Source organism: Haemophilus sp. C1 (assembly GCF_001276515.1).
Lineage (GTDB): Bacteria > Pseudomonadota > Gammaproteobacteria > Enterobacterales > Pasteurellaceae > Haemophilus.
The window spans coordinates 1-25,719 of sequence record NZ_LDVZ01000023.1 but is presented as its reverse complement, the minus strand read 5'-3'; the positions used below and the strand labels follow the sequence as shown (position 1 = coordinate 25,719).

At 38.1% G+C, this 25,719-nt stretch carries 23 protein-coding genes, 1 rRNA gene and 1 pseudogene; 10 read left to right on the top strand and 15 right to left on the bottom strand.

The window, feature by feature from the left end; genetic code table 11:
* Nucleotides 1-99 precede the first annotated feature (99 nt).
* Entirely contained in the window at nt 100-1,536 is a 1,437-nt protein-coding gene (gene mepM / locus ABW51_RS08180) for a murein DD-endopeptidase MepM (protein ID WP_082318428.1), read from the bottom strand.
* 170 nt (nt 1,537-1,706) lie between these two features.
* On the opposite strand from mepM, the gene znuC reads away from it, so the two are divergent.
* The 5 genes from znuC to tilS all read left to right on the top strand — a co-directional run bounded on the left by znuC (nt 1,707) and on the right by tilS (nt 6,565).
* Entirely contained in the window at nt 1,707-2,513 is an 807-nt protein-coding gene (znuC, locus tag ABW51_RS08175; protein WP_053466347.1) for a zinc ABC transporter ATP-binding protein ZnuC, read from the top strand.
* Nucleotides 2,513-3,298, top strand: a complete 786-nt coding sequence (gene znuB, locus ABW51_RS08170; protein ID WP_053466345.1) for a zinc ABC transporter permease subunit ZnuB — start codon at nt 2,513-2,515, stop codon at nt 3,296-3,298. Before znuC ends, znuB begins: the two co-directional genes overlap by 1 nt.
* An 88-nt stretch (nt 3,299-3,386) precedes the next feature.
* Complete coding sequence (accA, locus tag ABW51_RS08165) at nt 3,387-4,334, top strand: acetyl-CoA carboxylase carboxyl transferase subunit alpha (RefSeq protein ID WP_053466344.1); 948 nt, start codon at nt 3,387-3,389, stop codon at nt 4,332-4,334.
* Nucleotides 4,335-4,406: 72 nt separating this feature from the next.
* Nucleotides 4,407-5,273 (top strand): pyridoxal kinase, encoded by an 867-nt coding sequence (gene pdxY, locus ABW51_RS08160; protein ID WP_053466343.1) that lies wholly within the window; start codon nt 4,407-4,409, stop codon nt 5,271-5,273.
* Nucleotides 5,273-6,565, top strand: coding sequence for a tRNA lysidine(34) synthetase TilS (tilS, locus tag ABW51_RS08155; RefSeq protein ID WP_053466342.1), 1,293 nt, complete (start codon nt 5,273-5,275; stop codon nt 6,563-6,565). The genes pdxY and tilS overlap by 1 nt, the downstream gene beginning before the upstream one ends.
* On the opposite strand, the gene mutH is transcribed toward tilS, so the two are convergent.
* The 3 genes from mutH to ABW51_RS08140 all read right to left on the bottom strand — a co-directional run bounded on the left by mutH (nt 6,562) and on the right by ABW51_RS08140 (nt 9,141).
* Nucleotides 6,562-7,233: a DNA mismatch repair endonuclease MutH gene (gene mutH / locus ABW51_RS08150; RefSeq protein WP_053466341.1), complete on the bottom strand. Its 672-nt coding sequence runs from the start codon at nt 7,231-7,233 to the stop codon at nt 6,562-6,564. The genes tilS and mutH overlap by 4 nt on opposite strands.
* A complete protein-coding gene (locus tag ABW51_RS08145; protein WP_053466340.1) occupies nt 7,230-7,769 on the bottom strand; it encodes a methylated-DNA--[protein]-cysteine S-methyltransferase in 540 nt (179 codons plus the stop codon). Before ABW51_RS08145 ends, mutH begins: the two co-directional genes overlap by 4 nt.
* A gap of 76 nt (nt 7,770-7,845) precedes the next feature.
* Nucleotides 7,846-9,141 (bottom strand): porin, encoded by a 1,296-nt coding sequence (locus ABW51_RS08140; RefSeq protein WP_053466339.1) that lies wholly within the window; start codon nt 9,139-9,141, stop codon nt 7,846-7,848.
* Nucleotides 9,142-9,348: 207 nt separating this feature from the next.
* Between ABW51_RS08140 and ABW51_RS08135 the strand changes: the two genes are divergently transcribed.
* Both ABW51_RS08135 and purM read left to right on the top strand, forming a co-directional pair.
* Nucleotides 9,349-9,636: a YfcZ/YiiS family protein gene (locus ABW51_RS08135; RefSeq protein WP_053466338.1), complete on the top strand. Its 288-nt coding sequence runs from the start codon at nt 9,349-9,351 to the stop codon at nt 9,634-9,636.
* Nucleotides 9,637-9,773: 137 nt separating this feature from the next.
* Nucleotides 9,774-10,811, top strand: a complete 1,038-nt coding sequence (gene purM / locus ABW51_RS08130; protein WP_053466337.1) for a phosphoribosylformylglycinamidine cyclo-ligase — start codon at nt 9,774-9,776, stop codon at nt 10,809-10,811.
* Between the two features lie 91 nt (nt 10,812-10,902).
* Here purM and cpdA read toward each other — a convergent pair whose 3' ends face one another.
* From cpdA to ABW51_RS08105, 5 genes are all read right to left on the bottom strand, one after another.
* The gene (gene cpdA / locus ABW51_RS08125) at nt 10,903-11,727 is read right to left on the bottom strand and encodes a 3',5'-cyclic-AMP phosphodiesterase (protein ID WP_053466336.1); all 825 of its coding nucleotides are present in this window, start codon (nt 11,725-11,727) and stop codon (nt 10,903-10,905) included.
* 9 nt (nt 11,728-11,736) lie between these two features.
* On the bottom strand, nt 11,737-12,369 hold the full coding sequence (gene nudF, locus ABW51_RS08120; protein ID WP_053466335.1) for an ADP-ribose diphosphatase: 633 nt from the start codon (nt 12,367-12,369) through the stop codon (nt 11,737-11,739).
* Between the two features lie 193 nt (nt 12,370-12,562).
* A complete protein-coding gene (gene xseA / locus ABW51_RS08115) occupies nt 12,563-13,882 on the bottom strand; it encodes an exodeoxyribonuclease VII large subunit (protein WP_053466334.1) in 1,320 nt (439 codons plus the stop codon).
* A gap of 1 nt (nt 13,883) precedes the next feature.
* Nucleotides 13,884-15,098 carry a ribosomal protein uL16 3-hydroxylase gene (locus ABW51_RS08110; protein WP_053466333.1) on the bottom strand — a complete coding sequence of 405 codons (1,215 nt, stop codon included), beginning with the start codon at nt 15,096-15,098 and terminating at the stop codon, nt 13,884-13,886.
* A 2-nt stretch (nt 15,099-15,100) separates the two neighbouring features.
* Nucleotides 15,101-15,409 (bottom strand): RnfH family protein, encoded by a 309-nt coding sequence (locus ABW51_RS08105; RefSeq protein ID WP_053466332.1) that lies wholly within the window; start codon nt 15,407-15,409, stop codon nt 15,101-15,103.
* A gap of 166 nt (nt 15,410-15,575) precedes the next feature.
* On the opposite strand from ABW51_RS08105, the gene pth reads away from it, so the two are divergent.
* The 3 genes and pseudogenes from pth (at nt 15,576) to ABW51_RS08090 (ending at nt 19,256) form a co-directional block, all read left to right on the top strand.
* On the top strand, nt 15,576-16,160 hold the full coding sequence (gene pth, locus ABW51_RS08100; RefSeq protein WP_053466331.1) for an aminoacyl-tRNA hydrolase: 585 nt from the start codon (nt 15,576-15,578) through the stop codon (nt 16,158-16,160).
* Between the two features lie 47 nt (nt 16,161-16,207).
* Complete coding sequence (gene ychF, locus ABW51_RS08095; protein WP_053466330.1) at nt 16,208-17,299, top strand: redox-regulated ATPase YchF; 1,092 nt, start codon at nt 16,208-16,210, stop codon at nt 17,297-17,299.
* Between the two features lie 72 nt (nt 17,300-17,371).
* Nucleotides 17,372-19,256 (top strand): annotated as a pseudogene (locus tag ABW51_RS08090) (acyltransferase family protein).
* Nucleotides 19,257-19,292: 36 nt separating this feature from the next.
* Here the strand turns inward: ABW51_RS08090 and rnd are convergent.
* The 6 genes from rnd to rrf all read right to left on the bottom strand — a co-directional run.
* Entirely contained in the window at nt 19,293-20,441 is a 1,149-nt protein-coding gene (gene rnd, locus ABW51_RS08085; RefSeq protein ID WP_053466329.1) for a ribonuclease D, read from the bottom strand.
* 55 nt (nt 20,442-20,496) lie between these two features.
* Nucleotides 20,497-22,185: a long-chain-fatty-acid--CoA ligase FadD gene (fadD, locus tag ABW51_RS08080; RefSeq protein WP_053466328.1), complete on the bottom strand. Its 1,689-nt coding sequence runs from the start codon at nt 22,183-22,185 to the stop codon at nt 20,497-20,499.
* Nucleotides 22,186-22,227: 42 nt separating this feature from the next.
* Nucleotides 22,228-22,779, bottom strand: coding sequence for a Slp family lipoprotein (locus ABW51_RS08075; RefSeq protein WP_053466327.1), 552 nt, complete (start codon nt 22,777-22,779; stop codon nt 22,228-22,230).
* 24 nt (nt 22,780-22,803) lie between these two features.
* Nucleotides 22,804-23,514, bottom strand: a complete 711-nt coding sequence (gene tsaB / locus ABW51_RS08070) for a tRNA (adenosine(37)-N6)-threonylcarbamoyltransferase complex dimerization subunit type 1 TsaB (RefSeq protein ID WP_053466326.1) — start codon at nt 23,512-23,514, stop codon at nt 22,804-22,806.
* Between the two features lie 12 nt (nt 23,515-23,526).
* A complete protein-coding gene (locus ABW51_RS08065) occupies nt 23,527-25,449 on the bottom strand; it encodes an ATP-dependent DNA helicase (protein WP_053466325.1) in 1,923 nt (640 codons plus the stop codon).
* Between the two features lie 180 nt (nt 25,450-25,629).
* A 5S ribosomal RNA gene (gene rrf / locus ABW51_RS10575) occupies nt 25,630-25,719 on the bottom strand; the annotation flags it as partial.

Here is a 25,719-nt window from a genome sequence, read left to right as displayed (position 1 = left end):
ACGAGTTTGATAATTTTCAAACGAAATTGATAAGAGTAGGACATAATCTGCACCTCAAAGTAGGTGTCCAGATTTTGGGGTGCAGATCACTTTATATAGCTAAGGTTTTAACATTTTTTCTGCTTCACGAACACGAACAAGGAATTGTTTACGTTCAGCTGAACTCATACCGCTGCTAGTACCCGGCAATTTTACGGTAAGAGGATTCACTGCCCGACCGTTAATATGAAATTCATAATGTAAATGCGGCCCCGTAGAAATGCCCGTGTTACCAGAAAGAGCAATACGTTCGCCTTTTTTAACTGTTTGCCCTGCTTTTACTAAGGGTTTGCTCAAATGCATATAAACAGTTTGATATTCACGCCCGTGACGCAACATAACATAACGCCCTGCACCACCAGCCTGATAAGCGACTTTTTCAACTACGCCATCTGCTGGAGCGATAATCGGTGTACCTTGAGAAACAGAGAAATCCACACCTTTATGCGGTCGTACACGCCCAGTTACTGGATGACGACGATTTGGATTAAAAGGGGAAGAAACGCGTGCTTGGCGTTGCAATGGATAACGAGCAAAACCTTTGCCTAAGGTTTCTCCTTGCTGATTATAATAACGACCATTTACAGCTTGCACAGCATAATAGTTTTTACCACCAGATGAAATACGTAACGCCTCAACATTACCCTGACCAGTGAGTTTATCGCCTAAATATTCACGAGAAACTAAAATGGCAAATTGAGTTCCTTTTTTCAATTTCTGTATGCTTATCTGCCATTGAAGAGCGGTGGTTAATTGGCTAATTTGGCGATTATCTAAACCCTGTGCTTTTAAACTCGCCGAAAAAGAACCATTAATTTCGCCTTTTAATACTTCTTTTCGCCAAATACTTTTCTTTTCAATGAGTTGGCGTTTAAACTGCCCATCTTCAACACGTTCATAAACCCGTTCTTCTTTTTCAGATACCAGCCAATTCAAATATTCTAAGTTGTCACTTTTATCTAAAACCCAATAAAACTGCTGACCTGCTTTTAAGTGGGCTAAATCAGAATCTAGCGCGAGCAACTGTTGTACTGTTAAATCATCCAAGCCAGACTGAGCCAAAACATCTTTTAAGGTATCCCCTTCGGTCACCGTATAGCTAAATTGATCGGTAATTCTTATGGCTTGATCGGCAGCATCTAATAGACCATTAAGTGCGTCTTGAGCGTGTTGGGGTAAGGTATCGAGATCATCCGAAGGTGGGTTTATTTCATCAACTTCGTCATCTTTTGCTTGTAGCTCATCATCATAAGAGGTGGCGTTTTCATCAGATTGAAGTGAGGTGGAATTTTGTAGCGTTTTACTTGGCGATGTATTTAACGCGTGATATTCCATATTATCTGCGGTGGAGAAAACCGGATTTTCTTCAGATTTGTCTTTTATTGTAAGTAAAATGCCTGTCAAAATAAGCAGAATAGCAACAAAAAACACGCCTACTTTTATATATGCGCGTTTTTTTCGTCTATCTCGAGCTAATTTTACGTGTTGCACTGGCATCCCTAAAATAAAAAAGTTTTCAGCATTCAGACTACAGATTATAAAGAAAATTCATTCCTATGGAAAAAGCATTATTCAAACGCTTAAATATTCGACATAAGAGAGAAAATCTTGAGAAATCTGTCAAAATGCGCTATTTTCCCCCACCACTTTTAATAAGAGGTGATTTAATGAACATCACAGGTATCCATCGCGAGCAAAACCAACAACCGCTCATTCAATTAAAAAATATCAATGTGGTTTTCGCACAAAAAACTGCACTACAAAATATTAATTTAAATATTTATCCGAATTCTATTATCACTATTGTTGGGCCAAATGGTGGTGGTAAATCAACGTTATTAAAAACCTTATTAAAACTACAAACGCCCACTTCTGGCGAAGTCATTTACAGTAAAAATGTTCGCATTGGCTATGTTCCACAGAAAATCCATTTGGATCATAGTTTGCCTATTACGGTTGAGCGATTCCTTTCGCTAAAAAAAGGCCTTAAAACACAAGAAATATCTACCGCACTTGAGCAACTTTCAATTTCACATTTACGCAAAAGTAATATGCAAAAACTTTCTGGCGGTGAAATGCAACGCGTATTATTGGCGCGTGCAATTTTAAATAAACCAAATTTACTTGTGCTAGACGAACCCACTCAAGGCGTAGACATTACTGGTCAAGCTGAGCTTTATCAGCTCATTCATCAAACCCAACAAAAATTAAATTGTGCCGTATTGATGGTATCGCACGATTTACACATTGTGATGGCAGACAGTAAAGAAGTATTGTGTATTAACCAACATATTTGCTGTGCAGGTACGCCCGATGCCCTGTCAAATGATCCAACATTTATGCGTTTATGGGGAAATCAGCTCGCACAAAATGTTGGCTTTTATACCCATCATCACAATCATCATCACACCTTACATGGTGATGTGTGCGGTTGTAATTCATCAGCTGTGCATTGTCAAAATAAGGATAAATAATGTTTGAAATTTTATTTCCAGCCCTTTTAACAGGCATTTTGCTTTCACTTATTACCGCGCCACTTGGCGTATTTGTGGTGTGGCGGAAAATGGCTTATTTTGGCGACACCCTTTCTCACTCTGCGTTGCTCGGCGTAGCATTAGGTATTTTCTTACAAATCAATCCTTACATTGCAATTGTCGTGCTTACCTTAATTCTTGCTATCGCAATGGTGTGGTTAGAAAGCAATACGCAATTTTCCATTGATACTTTGCTCGGCATTATCGCTCATAGCTGTTTATCCCTCGGGGTGGTGACAGTAGGATTACTACAGAATGTACGGGTAGATTTGATGAGTTACTTATTTGGGGATTTGCTTGCAATTAATTATACCGATTTAATTTATATTGGGATTGGCGTGATAATAGTGCTTTCAACACTAATTTACTTTTGGCAATCCTTACTTTCCACCACCGTATCGCCAGAACTCGCGCAAGTTGAAGGCATTAATATCAAAAAAATGCGTTTTATTTTGATGATATTAACAGCGTTAACTATTGCCTTGAGCATGAAATTTGTCGGTGCATTAATTATCACATCCTTATTAATAATTCCTGCTGCAACCGCTCGTCGTTTTGCGAGAACGCCAGAATCTATGGTAGGCTGGGCAATTGTAGTCAGTATGTTATCGATCATAGCAGGGCTAATATTATCAGCCTTTTATGATACCGCTGCGGGGCCTTCCGTTGTCATTTGTTCAGCGTTTTTATTTGTCTTATCACTCTTCCAAAAAGAGCGATTATAAGCTTGCCCAACCAGTGAAAACCATTTGCGCCACACTTTAATTCTTGATAAAGTGCGGTCAATTTTTACGGTCTTTTTAGGATAAGAAAATGAGCCAAGAATATTTAGATTTTGAATTGCCGATTGCTGAATTAGAAGCAAAAATTGAAGCATTACGCGCAGCATCGGATGATAAAGTTGATTTAACTGATGAAATCAAACGCTTACAAAAGAAAAGTAACGAACTCACTAAAAAAACCTTTGCTAACCTCGATGCTTGGCAAGTTTCACGTATGGCGCGTCATCCAAACCGCCCTTATACATTAGATTATATCGAACATATTTTTACTGAATTTGAAGAACTTGCAGGCGATCGCGCATTTGCTAATGATAAAGCGATCGTGGGCGGTCTTGCACGTTTAGATGGTCGCCCAGTGATGGTGATTGGTCATCAAAAAGGTCGTTCCGTAAAAGAAAAAGTACAACGCAATTTTGGTATGCCTGCACCTGAAGGCTACCGCAAGGCTTTACGTTTAATGGAAATGGCTGAACGTTTTAAATTGCCAATTATCACATTTATTGATACCCCGGGGGCTTATCCAGGTATTGGCGCAGAAGAGCGCGGTCAAGCGGAAGCTATCGCTCGCAACTTACGCGAAATGGCGCAACTTACCGTTCCCGTTATTTGTACCGTTATCGGTGAAGGCGGTTCTGGCGGTGCATTAGCTATTGGTGTAGGCGATAAAGTTAATATGTTACAGTATTCAACCTATTCTGTTATTTCTCCAGAAGGCTGTGCTTCTATTCTTTGGAAAAGTGCAGAAAAAGCATCAACCGCAGCTGAAGTAATGGGATTAACTGCAAGCCGTTTAAAAGAATTAAATCTTATCGACAGCATTGTGCAAGAACCTTTGGGTGGCGCACATCGTAATTATGCGAAAATGGCTGAAAACTTAAAACTTCGTTTAAAAGAAGATTTAGCAGAGCTCGACGAGCTAAGCAAAGAAGAATTATTAAATAGACGCTATGAACGTTTAATGTCTTACGGTTATTGCTAACTAACATTCTAAAAGAGCGGTGATTTTTGCCGCTCTTTTTTGATCTAAATATACAACAAAGGAGAAAACACAATGAAAAACGTACTTTCAATCCAATCCCACGTGGTCTATGGTTTTGCGGGTAACAAATCTGCGACTTTTCCAATGCAGTTATTAGGCGTCGATGTATGGGCATTAAATACCGTTCAATTTTCTAATCACACCCAATACGGAAAATGGACAGGTATGGTCATTCCGCAAGAACAAATCCGAGAAATAGTGACCGGACTCGATAGCATTGAAAAACTACAAGAATGTGATGCTTTGTTATCAGGTTATTTAGGTTCTGCGGAACAAGTCGATCAAATTCTTTTTGCTTTAGAGCAAATCAAACTGCGTAATCCAAATGCGCTTTATTTATGCGACCCTGTAATGCCACATCCGAAAAAAATCTGCGTGGTTGCCAATGGTGTTCGCGAAGCGCTTATTGAAAAAGCCATTTCAGTGGCAGATATTATGACGCCAAACTTACACGAATTGCGTCAGCTAACCGAATTTCCAATTAATACCTTTGACGATGTATTAAAAGCAGTGAATGCGTTGATTGCAAAAGGCGTGAAGAAAGTTCTTGTTAAACATTTAGGCAGTGCGGGTAAAATCAACGATCCTGATACATTTGAAATTATTATGGCAACCCCAGAGGGGGTTTGGCATTTAAGCCGTCCACTTTATCAATTCAACTTTGAACCAGTGGGCGTGGGCGATTTAATTGCGGGTACATTCTTAGCAAATTTACTCAATGGAAAATCTGATGTAGAAGCCTTTGAAGCGATGAATAATGAAGTAGCAGGCGTAATGAAAACCACCTTTGAACTGGGTTCTTACGAATTACAAACGATTGCTGCACGTTTTGAAATTCTCAACCCAAGCAGCAATTATAAAGCTGAAAAAGTTGCCTAATGGACTTACTTTCAGACATTGAAAAACAACTCAAACAAACCTCTACTCAAGGATTTCTTATCGCCTTGAGTGGTGGTTTGGATTCCACTGTACTTCTTTCCTTATTTGCAAAACTTCGTCAAAAACAACCGCACTTACCGCCTTTATCAGTACGAGCGATCCACATTCATCACGGATTAAGCCAAAACGCAGATAATTGGGCCAAACACTGCCAAGACTTATGCGATCAATTTCAAATTCCGTTGATTATCGAACGAGTACAAGTAGATAAAGCCAATGGTATTGAGGCTGGCGCTCGTGAAGCACGCTATCAAGCTATAAAAAAACATCTTCAAACACAAGAAATACTCGTCACGGCGCATCATTTAAACGATCAAACAGAAACATTTTTCTTAGCGCTAAAACGTGGTAGTGGGTTACAAGGCTTAGGCGCCATGCAACAACAAAGTGTATTATTTGGCATGCCAATTTTACGCCCGTTGTTAGGCTTTACTCGCTCACAGTTAGAAGATTACGCGCAAAAAGAAAATCTCAACTGGATTACAGACGAAAGTAATGAGGATAATCGATTTGATCGCAATTTCTTGCGCAATGAAATTTTGCCTGAATTACGTGAACGCTGGGCTCATTTTGATTTAACCGTGCAACGTTCTGCTCAACATTGTTTTGAACAGCAACAGTTAATTAATGATTTATTGAGCGAATCCTTTGCAGAACATTGTCAAATTAAAAGCCAATTTAAACTGCTCCAATTTCGCGAATATTCACCAGCAAAACAGACCGCACTTTTGCGTATGTGGCTTGCCAAAAACCAACTTGAAATGCCAAGTAAACGCCAACTTACACAACTTATTAATGATGTTGTTTTTGCAAAAGAAGAGGCAAATCCTCAATTTCAGCTTGTAAATAAAGTCATTCGACGTTATCAGGACTGTTTATATTTAACTAAGCCGTTTTCTGATCTAACCAAATGCTCCCTAAAATTAGAACAAAACACGCTAAGTTTACCCGATGATTTAGGCAATCTCACTGTTCAAGAAAATGAACAAAACCTGATTTTCTACTGGCAGGATTACTCTGTGACGCTAGAAAAAACGAACTTGCCTATTTCTATTCGCTTTGGCTATTCGGGCAAAATTAAACATCATCCGAAACGCCCAAGAGAAGATATAAAAAAAATCTGGCAAGAGTTAGGCGTGCCACCTTGGGAACGAAATAGGATCCCTTTAATTTTTTATGGCAACAATCTAAAAAGTGCGGTCGGTTTTTTCAGTGTTTTAAAGTCAAGTTAAAGTGGCTTTACATCTAAAAATGCTTTCAAAATTTGAGCGGTAAATTCTTTTCTTAGATAAAAACCTAAAGGCAAGGTATCTATAATTTCGCCATTTTTTCCTATGCCTTTTGTCACAGCGCGACTATTTGCCCCCTTCGGGCGAAGTTGCATAACTTCCCCAATTCGAGCGGTAATTTGCTCCAATTTGCCAAGTACAATTAAATCCATCAATTCTTCCCAATCTTGTTTTAATTGACGTTCTTGCTCAGCGGTTGGCTTCCATAAAATTGGTGCGCCGATATGGCGTTCACGCAATGGAATATGGCGACTGCCTTCAATAGGCATCCAAAGTACACAAGAAAGTTTATGACGAACGTGGGAATTTTCCCATTTAACCCCAGAATTTTGTACCAACGGGGCAAGACTCACAAAAGTGGTTTCAAGCGGATAACCCTCAGCATTAATCGGCAATGTTTTAAGCTCAACACCTAAATGGGAAAAATCCTGTTCAGCTTTACTTCCTGCCGTTGCACCTAAAGCGCGCTCTAATAACATTCCCACCCAGCCTTTATCACGTTTTAAATCAGGCGGGACAGGAATATGCAATTCATCCGCTAACTCTCCAAAAGTTAAGCCAGCGATAGATTGCGCTTGGGAAAGTAATTGTTCAAGGGTTTGTGGAATCATTCGTGATATTTCTTAAAAAAGCGTGGCTTAGTGTTTTCAGTGCCTTTATCAATATAGGGAATTTTCTCTAACTGCAATAAAAAACGTTTTGCCTCTAAGCCACCACCAAAACCAGTTAAAGTACGATCTTTACCTAAAATACGGTGACAAGGAATAATAATACTAATCGGATTACTCCCCACCGCGCCACCCACGGCACGAACAGCCTTCGGGTTATTAATCCGTAACGCCAGCTCTCCATAAGTTGAAAGTTCGCCATAATCAATTTCGCGCAAGGCTTGCCAAATGGCTTGTTGAAACGCTGTGCCTTCTGGTTTTAAGGGAATGTCTGCAAACCGCTCAACTTCCCCATTAAAATATCGTTTAAGAGCTAACCTCACTTTTTGAAAAACAGGTGATTCATCTTGCTTTTGCCATTTTGGATTAGGCTCATATTGCTCTTTTTCAAAATCAATATGTGTAATACTTTCACCATCAGATAAAATCAAAAGCCTCCCGACGGGTGAAGGATAATAAGTGTAATAAAGTGCGGTCATTTTTTGCCTTATTTTATAAAAAGAAAAGCACACTTCGTGTGGAAGTGTGCTTTATTATGCTAAATTTTTTAACGGATTAGAAACTATAATTTAAGTTTAAGCCGTAAAGATTTGCATGTGCTTGAGAAGTATAATTTGCGGTTTCTGTTACCAATCCAGCCGTCGCCTTAGGTTTTATTTCCTCTTTAAAGTGAACTTTCTTACCTTTTAAGTAAGCATAGGCGAGATCAATAGATAAATTCGGGGTGAATTTATAAGTTGCCCCTAAGCTATACCACATACGATCGGTATCTGGAATTGCAGCACTACGGTGATGACGAGAAGCAGATTGATCGTAAGCAATACCCGCACGCAAGGTCAATTTTTCATCAAGATTGTAACTTGCCCCTAATGCAATACGAGAGTTATTGCTATATTGTAATTCTTTATCAAAAGCTACCTTACCATCTTCAAAACTAGCATATAATCGGTTTAAACGACTCCAATGAGTGTATTTATAACTATAATGCACAGCAAATTTGTCGGTTAATTGATGGAAACCAGAAAATTCTACATAATCTGGTAACTTGAGGGTTAAGCTCCCTTTCTCGCCAACTTTATTTGCATCTTTACTGGTCGCTGTACGGTCAGTAAAATTAATATCCACTTTGGAATGATAGGCTAAACCAATTCTGTTACCCTCATTAAATTGATACATCACCCCTGCATTCCAGCCAAGTCCCCAAGCAGCTTTATCTTGCAATTGTACAACTTGAGTATCAGGCTGCAATCCTAGCAACAACTTGTTAAGAATACCAGCACGACGATCAACTTTTGCTTTTGCATAAATAGCATTTGCACCTAGTCCCACGCTAAACCCCTCAGTCACACGATAAGCACCGCTTAAATTTAAATTAATAGAGGTAAGTTCTGTAGTACCGCCAAACAAACCAGCATCATATCGATCGCCATATTCACTTTTTAAACCAAAATTCACATTCATCCCCGCACCCATTGCCCATTTATCATTCACAGGTGCTGTAAAATACAAATTAGGTACAAAAGCGGCAGGAACAACTCGACGTTGTGCGGCAGAACCATTTACAGGATTTCCATTCGGCACAGCTGCACCAGTAAGCTTCACATCACCACTCATATTAATTCTAGAATCAACATAAACGCCACCCGTGGAAAACTGTGCAGTTTTAAATAAACTCATCAAAGCCGGGTTAGTTGCTACTACTGATGCATTATCGGCAATCGCCGCTTCACCCGCATAGGCACGACCAAGCCCAGAAGTAGAAACTTCCGCCAATTGGAACGCTGCCGCATTTGCGCCACCTGCAGCCAATAACATTGCAGTTGCTAAAATAGACTGATTAAATTTTTTCATTTGGAAACCTTTGTTATAAATAAAAATCTTGCCGATTCTAAAACTCGATACCATTGAGCGCAAACCCATTTACTTATTTTCACCAGAACTCCGACCAGTTAGCGGGAACTTTTTGCATTTAATGGATTGTTTTGTTCAGTTTTTGTCATTTATGGGGAAAAAGAAAAATGATAAAATGCGCCAAAATATTCATATAAGGAAAAGAAAATGACAGTAAAATGCAAAGCAGAAGAATCCTTAACTTGTAGCTGTGTTGATGTAGGTACTATTATTGACGGCTCTGACTGTAGCGTAGCAGTACATCAATTTTATAGTACTGAAGCAGATGCCAATGCAGCGCTTGAACGATTAACGAAGAAAGCGCGCGATACAGAAAGTGATCCTTGCGAAATTAAAAGCGAAATCGTGGCAGTTGAAAACGGCGTTCAACTAAATGCTTCTTTCACTTTTAGTTGCCAAGCAGAAGCGATGATTTTTGAACTCGCAAATCGTTAAAAACAATGTCAAACTCGACCGTACTTTTTCTAAAGTGCGGTCTTTTTTTATCTTAAATTTAAATCGCAAACGTTTGCTTAAGCTGTTAAAATGAACGTCGATTTATTTTTCAATACTTATCGATATAGGAAAACACTGTGAGCAAACAATCATTAAGCTATAAAGATGCCGGAGTTGACATTAATGCTGGCAATGCATTAGTTGAACGAATTAAACCTGAAGTAAAACGTACCACTCGTGCAGAAGTGATCGGGGGATTAGGTGGATTTGGTGCCTTATGTGCGATACCAAGCAAATACAAAGAACCTATTTTAGTATCTGGCACTGATGGAGTTGGCACGAAATTACGCTTAGCCATAGATTTAAAAAAACACGACACTATTGGCATTGATTTAGTCGCTATGTGCGTAAATGATTTAGTCGTTCAAGGGGCTGAACCACTATTTTTCTTAGATTATTATGCAACAGGAAAACTAGATGTTGATGTGGCTGCAGATGTTGTAAAAGGGATTGCAGATGGTTGTGTACAATCGGGTTGTGCATTAGTTGGTGGTGAAACAGCAGAAATGCCTGGCATGTATCATGCAGGCGATTATGATTTAGCAGGATTCTGTGTTGGCGTTGTAGAGAAATCTGAAATTATTGATGGTAGCCGTGTAAAAAATGGCGATGCGTTAATTGCGTTGGGTTCTAGTGGCCCACATTCAAACGGTTATTCTTTAGTTCGTAAAGTGATTGATGTCGCGGGCGTTAATCCTGCAACAGAACTACTTGATAACAAACCATTAAGCGAACATGTACTTGCGCCAACAAAAATCTATGTCAAATCCGTGTTAGCACTTATTAAGCAAGCCGATGTACATGCGATTGCGCATTTAACAGGCGGCGGTTTCTGGGAAAACATTCCGCGCGTATTGCCTAAAAACACCAAAGCAGTAATTGATGAAAAAAGCTGGAAATGGCCTTCCGTGTTTAATTGGTTACAAGAAAAAGGCAATATCGACACATATGAAATGTACCGAACCTTCAATTGTGGTGTTGGCATGGTAATTGCACTTCCTCAGGAACAAGTCGAGACCGCATTAGCGATCTTAAAACAAGCGGGTGAGAATGCATGGTTAATCGGGCATATTGAACACGCTGAAGACGATACTGAACAAGTTGTGATTGCATAATAAAATCATAAAAAAATGGTACACATTTACTGATGCGTACCATTTCTAACTGGATAAAAGTGCGGTGAATTTTCACCGCACTTTATTTTCATTAATACCCTTCTTCTTGCATATTCGGCAAAAATTTCGCTTGCTGAATGCGCTTTACTTTCGTACGAATTGAACCATCTGAATGTAGCTCAATTTCACGCCAACCTGGCTGTAACGTATCAAGAGAAAAATACTGGCAATCAGGTTTAAATTGAATACAAGTCGCTGGCGTTGCCATCACTTGATAACCATTCCATTCACTGTTTACTTCTTGATGAATATGCCCATATAAAATAGCTTTCACATTACTAAAAGACGCAAGCACTTCTGCCAATTCGTGAGAATTACGAAGGTTATGTTGATCAAGCCATGCGGAATTAGTTGGTAATAAATGATGGTGTAATACAACCAACGTATAACGTTCAGGATTTTTTTCTAAGGTTTCTTTTAATAAATCGAGTTGATGCTGGCTTAGTTGTCCGTGTGGTACACCATAAACTTGGCTATCCAACAATAAAGCCTGCCAATGTTCGCCCAATAGAAGATGTTTTGCCGCGTTCATTGGTGGCTGATTTAAAAATTCTGCCATTTTAGGCTGAAAATCGTGATTTCCCGGGATCCAAAACACAGGTTTATTGAAAGGTTTCATCATTTCTACAAAACGAGCGTAACCTTCATCACTACTATCCTGTACAAGATCGCCTGTAGCAAGAATCACATCAAATTCATTATTTTCTTGCTGAATTTCCTTTAATACTTGAGCAAAACTTGCTTGTGTATTTACCCCCAATAATTCCGCACTTTCATCTTTAAATAAATGGGGATCCGTAATTTGTAATAACTTAATAATAGGCTTTTCCGCCTGATAAACAAACGTATTTTTCATTAATGCCCCCTAACTACATTTCCAACTTTGTTGTAACTGAGCATAATTTAATTGAAGCCACTGCAATCCAATCACTGCAATGCCATTATCAATTTTCCCCTCGCACATCCATTGATACGCCTGTTCACGTTTTACTACGTGTACTCGAATGTCTTCATTTTCTTCAGCCAAACCGTGAATACCTTTTGCTTGTGAACTATCAACCTCACCTGCAAATAAATGAATTCGCTCCACAGTTCCACCTGGGCTATCCCACACACTTAAGCAATGAGTTAAATTTTTTACTTGAATCCCCGCTTCTTCTTCACTCTCACGCAAAGCAACTTCTTCTGGCTTTTCGCCTTTTTCCACCATACCCGCAATTAGTTCGAGTAACCAAGGCGAACGATTAGATTCTGGATGATAAGCCGCGCCAATACGAATTTGTTCGACTAAAATCACAGAATCTTCTTTTGGATCATAAGCGATAACCGCTGAGGCTGCGCCTTTAATAAGTAATTCTCGCGTTACGACGCCACTTTGCCCCCCAGCAAAAAGTTTATGTTTAAATTGGATTCGTTTAAGTGTGAAAAAACCTTCATATAAAGTTTGTTCACCCAATATTTCTATATCTTGTTGGCTAAAGTGTTGAATTTCTGACATCTGTTTTCTCCAAAACTGCGCGCAAAATCATACGCTTAAAAGACTACAAAAAAAATAGAAGGTTTCCACTTTTTGTTGAAAGTTTGAAGTGAGTCACAAAATAAAATACCGTGATAATTTATCAATAATCACGGCATTCTTTTTTCAGAAGTATGTAAGATAATGTTTTACTCCATTTTACGAAATAGACATTCTACAAAACCTTACTCACAATTTTTCCATCAGCCACTTGGGTTGTAATAAAGTCCCCTTGATTGACATCTTTTACACTAACAATGGCTTTACCTTGTGGGTTTTCCGCAATGGAATAACCTCTCGCCAAGACTTTCAACGGGCTTAAGCTATCCAGTTTTCCGCATAACGTTGCCAGTTTATTTTGACGCTCCGTCACTTGGCGATTTACGCAAAAATTTAACCGCACTTGTAACTGCTCTAAGCGTTGTTGATGACGTTGCACTCGATATGGCAATGGATTTTGTTTCAAACGAGAAGAAAGTGCGGTAAATTTTTGTTGTGTATTTTCAAACTGACGCAACATAGCAAGTTGCAAGCGATGCGTAAGCTGTGCATTTTTTGCTTGTTGAACGCGTAACTGATTCTGTGGATGTTGATTGTGTAATCGTAAGATTATCTGTTTCAAACGCTGGCTTTTTCGCGTAAATAAACGATCAAATGCCATATCTAAACGTTGCTGTTGATGGCGAAGTTGTTGCAATAATTCATCTTGATTACGACTAACTAACTCAGCCGCAGCAGAAGGGGTCGGCGCACGAAGATCTGCAACAAAATCGGCAATCGTCACATCTGTTTCGTGTCCCACCGCACTGATAATGGGTAAGGTTGAACGAAAAATCGCTCGCGCCACGTCTTCTTCATTAAAACACCAAAGATCTTCTAATGAACCACCACCACGCCCCACAATTAATACATCCACTTCTTGTCGCAGATTGGCAAGTTCAATCATTTGCACAATTTCTGCTGTCGCCTCTTTGCCTTGAACCGCTGTGGGATAAATGACGACCTTTAAACTTGGATCACGGCGTGCCAAAATATGCAAAATATCTTGTAAAGCCGCACCTGTAGAAGAAGTAATAATCCCAACTGCTTTACTAAAGTGCGGTAGATTTTTCTTGAGATTTTGAGCAAACAATCCTTCCGCAGCCAACTTCATTTTTAACGCTTCAAATTGCTGTTGCAACAAGCCCTCACCAGCTGGATGCATGGAGTCAATAATAAGCTGATAATCACCGCGAGGCTCATATAAACTCACATTGGCACGCACAAGAACTTGCATCCCATTTTGCGGACGAAAAGCAACACGCAAATTTTTCATGCGAAACATTGCACAACGCACCTGTGCATTTTCATCTTTCAACGTTAAATACCAATGCCCAGACACGGGTTGCGTAAAATTGGAAATTTCACCCGTTAACCAAATTTGTGAAAAATTCCCTTCAAGCATCTGGCGCGCAGCCGAATTCAGTTGAGAGACGGAATAAATATTGTCGGACATGTTATTCAATTAATGCCCAACCATCATCGACCCAGTTACAAATTGAATCCAACAACAAATCCATTGAAGTTTCTGGATCTTCAGTTTCATTTACTAAACTTGATAAAAATGCCCAATCCAAACTTTCACCATCAGATAAGCGTTTCAACACTTCGGTCTCAATCACATTAAGCTCATCTAACCACTCGCCATTCGCATAAATTCGCAGCGGATTTTCGGTGTAAAGCAATTTACAATTGTTGTCTTGAGAAAGGAATGCCCCCTCATCTTCTAAAATTGATCGCACTTCATCAGGATCGCACATTTCATCAGAAACTAATAACTCATAACGACGAGAACTCACCGCACTTGCTACGGCTTGCTTAAACAATGCATCAAAAGCTTCTGAATGAGCCAATTTATCTAATAACAGCTGCTTCATTGCTTGAATATTTTCATCCGCAAGTTTACCTGTACGTTGTTCAGACTGGCTTAAACGTAGCGGTAAATCAAACTCGCTTAAATTCAAATCAGGATCTTGATGACAAAAGCCTTTGCTTATGCCATCAATCAAATTGCTTAAATTTGGATAACGTAAGCCAAAAGAAAAAGTTAAACAATCATCTTCAGCCACACCATAATGTGCCATACGCGCTGGAATATAGAGAATATCTCCTGGATTCATCACTTCATCAATCACCAATTCACCCATATCATCAAAAATTCGGATTGGCTGATTGGGTTTAAATTCAGTACTTGAATCGCACCATTTACCCACTTGCCAACGACGATGACCATATCCTTGCACCAAGAATACATCATACTCATCATAATGCTTACCAACAGAGCCACCTTTCGGTGCGTAAGACACCATAATATCGTCACGTTGCCACTGAGGAATAAAGCCAAATTTGTTCCAAAGTTGTCCTAATTCAGGCGACCATTGCTCCAAATTTTGAACTAACACCGACCATTTTTCTGGTAACTTTTGGAAATCCTTTTCGCTTAAAGGACTAAAAAAAACTTTCCAATCATCATCAGAAAATGTCTTCACTAAACGAGCGGTAACATCTTCATTTTGTGCAAGCTCAATAATATCTTGTGGCTCAAACTGCCCAACAATTTCAGGCAAACCGTTACGAATCACAAGTGACTTTTTCTGCCAATAATCGCGTAGAAAAATTTCTGGCGTGATATGTTCAGGTAAACAAAAATCAACAGATGAAAGTGCGGTCATTTTTAAGCTCCTTTTTCTTTATTTTTAGCGGCAGCTTGCTCTGCTGCACGTTTACGGCGAATTTCTTTCGGATCAGCAAGTAATGGACGATAAATTTCAATACGATCGCCCTCTTTTAATACATCAGTCAATTTTATTGGACGACTGAAAATCCCAATTTTATTTGCGCTCAAATCAATCTCTGGAAATTGGCTTAAAATCCCCGATTGCGTAATCGCTGTTTGCACAGAAATGCCTTCATCAACTTGAAAAGATTTCAAATAATAACGCTCGGGCAAAGCATAAGCGATTTCAATGTTAATCTGATTCATTTTTACTTCTTTGTTAAAAAATTTTAACCATTATAACGGAAAAGTGCGGTGACTTTTAATGATAAATCACGAGCAATAAATTACCCCTTTGTTTCCGCCTTATAGATTGAGAATTTAAGGCTTTTTCGCTACAATACGCCACCATTTTTTACATCATCAAATAAAAATGTCAGAAATAAAACTCATTGTTGGTTTAGGCAATCCTGGCGATAAATATACCGATACACGCCACAATGCGGGCGAATGGCTTGTTGAACGCTTGGCGCGCCGTTTTAACGTTTCGTTAAATCCTGAAAATAAATTCTTCGGAAAAACTGCCCGCACTTTAGTGAATGGAAAAGAAGTGCGACTTTTAGTGCCAACAACTTTTATGAATTTAAGCGGTAAAGCAGTTGGTGCGTTGTCAAGTTTTTACCGTATTAAACCTGAAGAAATTTTGGTTATTCACGATGAACTAGATTTGCCTGCTGGCGTCGCAAAACTCAAACAAGGTGGCGGACACGGTGGACATAACGGCTTAAAAGATATTGTGGCTCAACTAGGCAATAACAATAATTTCTACCGTTTACGCATTGGCATTGGGCATCCTGGCCATCGTGATTTAGTGGCGGGTTACGTCTTAAATAAACCATCGCCAGCAGATCGTGATGCACTTGAAAAAGTGCTAGATGAAGCAACTGATTGTGTAGAAATGATTTTCAAAGATGGAATGGTCAAAGCGACCAACCGTTTAAACAGTTTCAAAATTTAAAAGTGCGGTTAGTTTTATAACCGTTTTACTCAAAATAAGGAAAAATTATGGGATTCAAATGTGGTATTGTGGGATTGCCAAATGTGGGCAAATCTACTCTTTTTAACGCACTCACTAAAGCTGGTATTGAAGCTGCAAACTATCCATTCTGTACTATCGAACCAAATACGGGTGTCGTGCCAATGCCAGATCCGCGTTTAGATGCATTGGCAGAAATCGTTAAACCTGAACGCGTATTACCAACCACGATGGAATTTGTGGACATCGCAGGCTTAGTTGCAGGTGCTAGCAAAGGCGAGGGCTTGGGTAACAAATTCCTCGCGAATATTCGTGAAACTGATGCGATCGGTCACGTCGTACGTTGCTTTGAAAATGACGATATTGTACACGTTGCAGGGAAAATTGACCCACTTGATGATATTGATACCATCAATACCGAATTAGCCTTAGCAGACTTAGACAGCTGTGAACGAGCAATCCAACGTTTACAAAAACGTGCTAAAGGTGGCGACAAAGAGGCTAAATTTGAACTTTCCGTTATGGAAAAAATCCTCCCAGTGCTTGAAAATGCAGGAATGATTCGCTCAGTTGGATTAGATAAAGAAGAATTGCAAGCAATCAAGAGTTACAACTTCTTAACGTTAAAACCAACAATGTATATCGCAAACGTAAATGAAGATGGTTTTGAAAATAATCCATATTTAGATCGCGTTCGTGAAATTGCTGCAAAAGAAGGGGCGGTTGTTGTTCCAGTATGTGCGGCGATTGAATCTGAAATTGCAGAACTTGATGATGAAGAAAAAGTCGAGTTTTTACAAGATTTAGGCATTGAAGAATCGGGATTGAACCGTGTAATTCGTGCAGGATATGCGCTTTTAAATCTTCAAACTTATTTCACTGCTGGCGTAAAAGAAGTGCGAGCTTGGACAGTTTCAGTTGGCGCAACCGCACCAAAAGCAGCTGCTGTAATCCACACCGACTTTGAAAAAGGCTTTATCCGAGCAGAAGTTATCGCTTATGAAGACTTTATCCAATTCAACGGTGAAAACGGTGCAAAAGAAGCAGGTAAATGGCGTTTAGAAGGTAAAGATTACATCGTACAAGATGGCGATGTAATGCACTTCCGATTCAACGTGTAAAAACACATAAAAAATCACCGCACTTTTGACGCAGAAATAAAGGTGCGGTTTATATTTTACAAAAGGAATATTATGTCATCTATTAAATATCGTCCAGAAATTGATGGACTACGTGCAATTGCTGTTATTTCAGTCATTATTTATCATCTTAATGAAAACTGGTTATCTGGTGGTTTTCTTGGGGTGGATATTTTCTTTGTTATTTCTGGTTTTCTGATTACTGGTATTATTATCACAGAAATTCAACAGAATTCTTTTTCGTTTAAACAATTTTATACTCGACGTATTAAACGAATTTATCCTGCTTTTATTACAGTGATGGCATTAGTGTCTTTCATTGCGTCTGTTATTTTCATTTATAATGATTTTAATCAATTAAGAAAAACCATTGAATTAGCTACAGCTTTCTTATCTAATTTCTATTTAGGTTTAACACAAGGTTATTTTGATTTAAGCGCAAATGAAAATCCTGTGTTACATATTTGGTCACTAGCTGTAGAAGAACAATACTATCTTATTTTTCCACTTATCCTAATTCTAGCTTATAAAAAATTTAGAGAAATTAAAGTATTATTTATTATAACACTAATTTTGTTTTTTATTTTACTTGCTACCTCTTTTATTCCAGCTAATTTTTATAAAGAAGTATTGCATCAGCCTAATATTTATTATCTCTCTAACCTAAGATTTCCTGAATTACTTGTAGGATCTTTGTTAGCAATTTATCATAATCTTTCAGCAAGCAAGCAAGCAAGCAAGCAAGCAAGCAAGCAAGCAAGCAAGCAATGTTATTGCAATATTAAGTACATTACTATTATTTTCCTGCTTATTTTTAATGAATAATGATATTGCATATATTCCGGGGGTGACTTTAATTCTCCCTTGTATTTTTACAGCATTGATTATTCATACTACATCTCAAAATAATATCATTAAATTATGTTTATCTAATAAAGCGATAGTGTTTATTGGGAAAATTTCTTATTCTCTTTATTTATATCATTGGATTTTTATTGCACTGGCTTATTATATAACGGGAGAAAAACAAATTAATAATCAATCGATTGCTATAGTAACAGTATTAACAATAATTTTTTCAGTTCTAAGCTATTATTTAATCGAACAGCCAATTAGAAAATCAAAACTAAACTTTAAACAAAGTTTTCTTTATATTTATTTTATTCCTTCTCTTTTACTCTTAGGATTTAATCTTTATAAAAGACAAATAATGCGAGTTGAACAAGAACATATTGAACAAGAATCTCCTATTTCTAATGAAAATCATTATCCTGCTAAGGTCATTATTTTAGGCGATTCTCATTCTTCACATTTAGAAGCTTTTTTAAATTATGTGGGGAATAAAGAAGGCTGGAAAGCAGATATTTTCAAAGATAAATTTGAATGTAGCTTTATTGTGAATAATAAATATCAATTAGATCCTAATTGTCAATCTGTATGGCAGAAAGACTCTCAATATAAAGCGATATTTATTTCAGCATTTTATGACTTGAAAATGGGCGGACAACCAGTACCTCGCTTTAGACCCGAAACTTTCATTGAACCAGATTTTAAAGCGCGTTTTAAAGAAACAGTGAAACAACTAGCGATGCAAAAGCCCGTATATGTTTTTGCTAATAATAGCTCAGTAAGTCGTTCTCCGCTGCGTGGTTATTTATTAGAAAATTATGGACTTGAAAAGTATTTGGAACCAATTCGTAGAATGGGCGATATTGATGCGAGTAACAAAATCATTCACGATTTAGTCAAAGATATTCCTAATGTTTATTGGGTAGATGCTCAACAGTATTTACCAAAAGATAGCGTTATGGCAGAAGGAAAATACTTGTATGGAGATCAAGATCACTTAACAAATTTTGGTGCTTACTATATGGCAAAAGAATTTAGTAAATACCAACGAGTGATGACACCTGAACAAGTGAAAAAACTCTACGAGTAAAAACGAAAAGCGTTGAGCTATTTGCCCAACGCTTTTTTATATCTGCTTAAGTGTATCAACTAACTTTTCACCAATAGGTTTACGCCAGCCAATCAGCAACTCTGGTAGTTTATCTTGAGAACAATCATATTTCCAAACCCATTTAATTAATTCATCCAAAGTGCGTTTACTTGCAACGATTTCAGGGGTTAAACCTTTTGGTGTTAAGCTATTCACTTTTTCTTGTAATAATCGAATTGTTTTTTTGTAACGAGGATCTTCAGAAATACGTTCAATAGGTTTTGGATAGTCGTCAGAAGAAACACGTCTTGCTTGAGCAAGTAATTGTAAAATCTTGTTACCACGCACACGCACTTCATTTTCAGTTAATCCCATTTCTAACATTTCAGATGTATTACGTGGATTATTCTTTGCCACTTTCCAAAGATGTTCTGATTTCACAATATAAGAAAGTGCTAAATCACGTTCTATTGCCACGTTTTGTCGCCACTGTGCCAAAATTTTTAAACGAGACAATTCTAATGGATTTAATTTCCAAGCATTTGGAATATCTAAATACGCTTTTTCTGAATCTCGCTCTTGTAATTTATGCGTTTTAGCAAGAACAAGTTCGCAATCATCTCTTACTGCTTGTTCCCAAGGTGTTTTCGCTAACTCTTTTTCAAGAATATGATAAAGTGGCAACAAATACCAAACATCGCCTGCGGCATATTGAAGTTGAATATCAGAAAGGGGGCGTTTGATCCAATTGGTGCGAGTTGCACCTTTATCGATTTCTACATTTAAGTATTGTTGTGCTAATTTTGCCAATCCTGCTGATGTGCCAAGCCCAAGAAAGCGCGCCATAATTTGCGTATCAATCATTGGGCGTGGAAGCTGATCAAATTCTTGTAAGAAAACCAATAAATCTTCACTACAAGAATGTAAGATTTTTAATACCTTAGGATTGGCTAACAATGCGACAAAAGGCGAAAAATCCGTAATCGCTAAAGGATCAATTAAAGAGACGTGCTCGCCATCATAAAGTTGGATTAATCCCAACTTAGGAAAATAAGTGGAAACACGCATAAATTCTGTATCTAAGGCGACCGCACTTTTCTGTTGGGCTAAATTACAAACTTCTAATAGCGCAGCATTATCCGCAATGACCCTAAAGTGCGGTGGATTTTGACATTCTTTTATCATAGTGATTTTTTATTTGAAAAGAACAAAAATGGGATATTGCTATCCCATTTTGATATTAATGTTTTGCACGTTTTGAGATTTCTTCATCGCGTAAAACCCGACGTAAAATCTTACCTACATTGGTTTTTGGCAGTTCGTCTCGGAACTCAATTTCTTTTGGCACTTTATAGCCTGTGAGATACTGGCGACAATGGTTGCGAAGTTCATCACGAGTTAAACTATCGTCTTTTTTCACGACAAAGATTTTTATCGTTTCGCCAGAAACTGCGTGAGGAACACCAATTGCTACAGCCTCTGCTACTTTGTAGTTCAGCATAACGACATCTTCAATTTCATTTGGATAGACATTAAAGCCAGAAACTAAAATCATATCTTTTTTACGATCCACAATGCGTAAACTATATGATTCATCCATAATGACAATATCGCCAGTTGCCATCCAACCATCTTTTAAAACTTCGCTAGTTGCTTCTGGTCGTTGCCAATAACCTCGCATTACTTGCTCGCCTTTTACCCATAATTCGCCAGCTTCGCCAATTTTTGCTTCCGAACCATCATCTTTAATGATTTTTATATCAGTATTTGGCACTGGCACACCAATAGTACCATTATGTTTCACAACATTAATCGGACAAGCGGCGATTAATGGCGAACACTCCGTCATTCCATAACCCTCAATGATGTTACAGTCCGTTAATTCGTGCCAACGTGTTGCTACAGACTGTTGAATAGCCATACCGCCACCCACAGAAAGTTTCAACGCAGAAAAATCAACTTCTTTGAAATTTTCATTATTTAACAACGCATTAAATAAGGTATTTACACCAGTGATTGCTTCAAAACGGTATTTTTTTAACTCTTTCACAAATCCTTCAATATCTCTCGGATTAGTGATTAAGATCGCCGTTACACCTAATTCTAAAAATAATAAGCAGTTTACCGTTAAGGCAAATACGTGATAAAGAGGCAAGGCTAAAATAGCTGAGCGAGTGCGAGAATGATCGCCGATAAATGGCTCTGCAATCCATTTTGCTTGGAATACATTGGTTATAATATTTCCGTGCGTTAGCATCGCGCCTTTCGCTACACCTGTTGTGCCGCCAGTATATTGTAAAAAGGCTAAATCTTCGCGTTTCATTTCAGGGCGAACATATTGGCGATATTTACCAATACTCAATACTTCACGGAACGTCACTGCGTGCGGTAATTTATATTTTGGCACGAGTTTTTTCACATATTTCACAACAAAATTGACTAAAGTACGTTTACCAAATGAAAGTTGATCGCCCATTCGGGTAAGAATAACGTGTTTGACATTGGTATTGAAAACGACTTTTTCCAAGGTAGAAGCAAAATTTGATACCACGACAATCGCCACCGCACCACTATCTTGCAACTGATGTTCTAATTCTCTCGGTGTATAAAGTGGATTGACATTTACTGCAATTAAGCCAGCGCGCAAAATGCCAAAAAGTGCGATGGGATATTGCAATAAATTTGGCATCATCAATGCCACGCGATCGCCACGTTGAAGTTTAAATTCATTTTGCAAATATGCGGCAAATGCACGACTGCGTTCTTCTAATTTACGAAAGGTAAGTACTTGCCCCATATTAATGTAAGCGGGGCGATCTGGATGTTCGCGCACAGCTTTGTCGAACATATCCAAAATAGATTCATATTTTGAGGTATCCAGAAATTTTTCAGAGCCTTCTGGATAATTTTGAAACCAAATTTTTTCCATTTTTTATCCTAATTTGTTGGAAAATTTTTAAGATTTTATCATTTAATTCAAATAATAGCGAATTTCAGGCTGAACATACCAAGGGCGATGTCTCCATCTAAAAAATCCCCAATCATCATCTTCATCCCAATCATCTGTTGGATAATCATAGGTGGTACTAAGTGTCCACATACGGTATTTATCAGGTTGAATAACAGGATAAGTATAATCAGCTTGTTCGATCTTACCTTTCTCCGTTCCTGTTAATTGCCCACCCACCGTAATATAACGTTCTTTTAAATTTTCAGGATCCACAAATCCGTTGAAATAGACAATAAAGCGGCCATCTGATTGCAATTCAACAAATGGTTTACCTGAAATTGATGATACGGGTAAACTTAACACTTCAATTTTTGTTTGATTTGCTAAAACGGTAGTATTGACAATTTTTCCTCCAAGTCGAACCGTTTTACAATGGCAGGTTAAATCCTGCGGAGAAATTTCAGGGTAGGAATTAATAGAGAATCGCTCTTTTTCTAACCCTTTTGGTGGTGCAATACAGCCCGTTAATCCGAAACAAAGTGCGGTAAAAAATAAGGTCATTTTTCCTTTCATTTTCTATCCTCCTATTATTTAAACTTATTCACGTCCTGGTAATTTTTTCCAAGTAACTTCGTTACGCAAATAAATCGGTTCTATTTCTAAAGCTGAAATTGTGCGTTTTTGCAAGTATTCTACTCGCGCAAGTTCTAACATATATAAGGCATTAGGTAATTCTATATTTGAGCCAGTTAGATTTTTTTCAGTAAATTGAGAATAAGCAGCCCAGCCTGTCCCAACTCTAAATGCGTTATCATTTTGAAGCTGACTAATCGCTTTTTCTGGGGAACAAACTTGTTCGCTAATGACTTCTCGCCATTGAAAAACTTCCCCGAAATCTGACCGCACTTTTTCTCTCACTACTTGAGAAAAATAGACTTCATTCATTCTGGCATCAATCGCGGCAACAACATTTTCTGCTTGATGTAATTCAAATGCCGCCTGTGCCATTGCGGTTAAATTTGAAATAGGAATGACAGGCAAATCCGCCCCAAACGCTAAACCTTGTGCAATCCCTGCACCAACACGAACGCCAGTAAAACTACCAGGCCCACGCCCAAAGGCAAGCACATCAACTTGATTTAAACCTAACCCCGAATTTACCAAAATTTCATCGATCATAGGTAAAATTCGTTTAGTATGAGTGCGTTGTGCAAGTTCATTAATATGTGTTTTTTCGCCACGATGAAATAAGGCGACTGAACAGGCTTCAGTAGAAGTATCCAAAGCTAATAAAGTTAAATTTTGCATTATTATTCTCGTTTATTTATTTTGTAAGAATTGTATCACTTTGTTGAGATCACGGGTACGACTTGAGTTAGGTAAACTTTTCAAAAAAGTTTCGCCATAATTACGCATTACTAATCGATTATCACAAATAATTACAACGCCACGATCTGTAACATCACGAATTAAACGTCCAACGCCTTGTTTCAAGGTAATTACTGCTTCAGGAATTTGAATGTCGTTGAATGGATCGCCACCTTGCAAACGACAATCCTCAATGCGGGCTTTCAACAAAGGTTCATCTGGTGCATTAAAAGGAAGTTTATCAATAATAACCAAAGAAAGTGCATCGCCACGCACATCTACACCTTCCCAAAAGCTAGAGGTTGCCACCAAAACGCTATGGGATTCTTTTATAAATTGCTCAAGTAATTTGCCTTTTGAGGTTTCGCCTTGTAATAAAATTGAAAGATGACTTTTTTCACGAAAATACTCTGCTAAACCACGCATCATTGAATAAGAAGTGCAAAGAACAAAGCAACGCCCTTTGTTTGCTTCAACCACAGGTAATAACATTTCGCCTAGTGAGCTTAATGTATTCGCTTGATTAGTATTCGGCAAATATCGAGGCACACAAAGCAAAGATTGTTCAGAATAATTAAAGGGACTATATAAAATTTTTTGTGTCGCATTTTCAATGCCTAAACGTTGGCAGAAATGATTAAAGGTTCCCCCCACTTCTAATGTCGCAGATGTGAATATCCAAGCGGCTTCTTTCGCTTCGAGCTGATCACCAAATTTATCGGCTACTGTCAATGGCGTAATATGTAAACCAAACTGGCGACCATTCCCTTCATACCAATAACAATAACCCACAATATTTGTTTCAGATAAACGCTTTAGCTGAATTTTAATGGATTCAACACGCTCAAAAATACTATCTAAAGTTTGGGAGCGACCAAGTGCTAACTTAATCACTTCAGATAAAAAAACTATTTTCTCTTGTAATAATTCAAAGGCTTTTTTCACCGCACTTTGCGTGTAAAGTTCACGCCAATTTCCACGAACATTGCTCCCATTACCCAGTAATAAACGAAAATCTTGTACAACTTTCAGTAAAGTGTCCGATGTTGTGCCAAGCTGTTGCATATCTTTGAGTTCTGTGCGATAGACAATATTAATATCTTTGCATAAATCAAAAAGCTGGCGTGATGTTAAAGATTGACCAAAATATTGACTGGCAATATCGGGTAACTGGTGAGCTTCGTCAAAAATAATTACTTCTGCATTTGGAATAAGTTCGCCAAAACCACTTTCTTTCACAGCCATATCAGCAAAAAATAAGTGATGATTAACTACAACCAAATCAGCATTTAATGCTTTTTTACGCGCACTTGCTACATAACATTCTGAATAATTAGGACAATCTGTTCCTAAACAGCTTTCCGCCGTACTCGTCAGTTGTGGAATAATAGGACTATCTTCTGCAAGCTCAATACATTCTGTGAAATCGCCTGTTTTAGTACTATTGTTCCATTTTCGTACTTTACTTAGTTCAGCTAAAACAGACTTATCGCCAAGCACACCTTGAGCAATAACTTGATCTAAACGCTCTAAACAAAGATAGTTTGCTCGACCTTTTAGCAACGCAATTTTTCCCGTGAAATTAAGGGCTTTTTTAATAGCAGGCAGATCTCGATTAAAAAGCTGATCTTGAAGATTTTTAGATCCTGTAGAAATAATGGTTTTTTTACCAAAAACTAAAGCAGGAGCCAAATATGCGAAGGTCTTTCCTGTACCCGTTCCAGCTTCAATAACAAGAGAAGATTTATTTTGAATTGCTTTACCAACAGCATATGCCATTTCAAGTTGTTCAGTTCGAGGACGAAAACCTTTGATATTTTGGCTTAATTCGCCATTAACAGAGAAAATATTAGAAATGCGATCTTGATAATTCATTAAATTAGGAAAACATAAATTTTTATTAGTTTAACAAACTTATAAAAAATCGTATATGAAGTTAGTAGTTTTGTTAAAACTAAAATTAGACTCTTACTTCTTTAATGCTATGGATAGATTATAAAAAACAAAACCCCAGCTTTTCAACTGAGGTTCTTCTCTTTCAATTTATATTTGGTAACCTGGCGGTGCCCTACTCTCACATGGGGAAGCCCCACACTACCATCGGCATTACAGCGTTTCACTTCTGAGTTCGGTATGGTGTCAGGT